Below are 233 nucleotides of genomic sequence, written 5' to 3' on the forward strand. Positions count from 1 at the left end.
TGAACGCCAACGTCACGGGTTTCTATACTGAATACAAAAATAAAATCGTTTCGTATTCTATCGATGATAATACCAACAGCTACACCAACAGCGGTAAAGCAAGAACCGATGGTATCGAGTTTGCCAGTACATTCCCGCTATGGTCGGACTCGCTGAGCTTATCTCTCAACTACACCTATACCCAGAGCAAGCAAAAAGATGGCGAGAATAAAGGCGCGCCACTGAGTTATACC

General features: G+C 44.6%; 1 protein-coding gene. It reads left to right on the forward strand.

Going from position 1 to position 233, the window contains the following annotated elements; genetic code table 11:
* Positions 1–233 (forward strand): TonB-dependent receptor domain-containing protein (locus tag FDX22_RS32355; protein ID WP_255433097.1); only part of this gene is annotated, 233 nt, incomplete at both ends.

Source organism: Citrobacter sp. TBCS-14 (genome assembly GCF_005280805.1).
Classification (GTDB): Bacteria; Pseudomonadota; Gammaproteobacteria; order Enterobacterales; family Enterobacteriaceae; genus Citrobacter; species Citrobacter gillenii.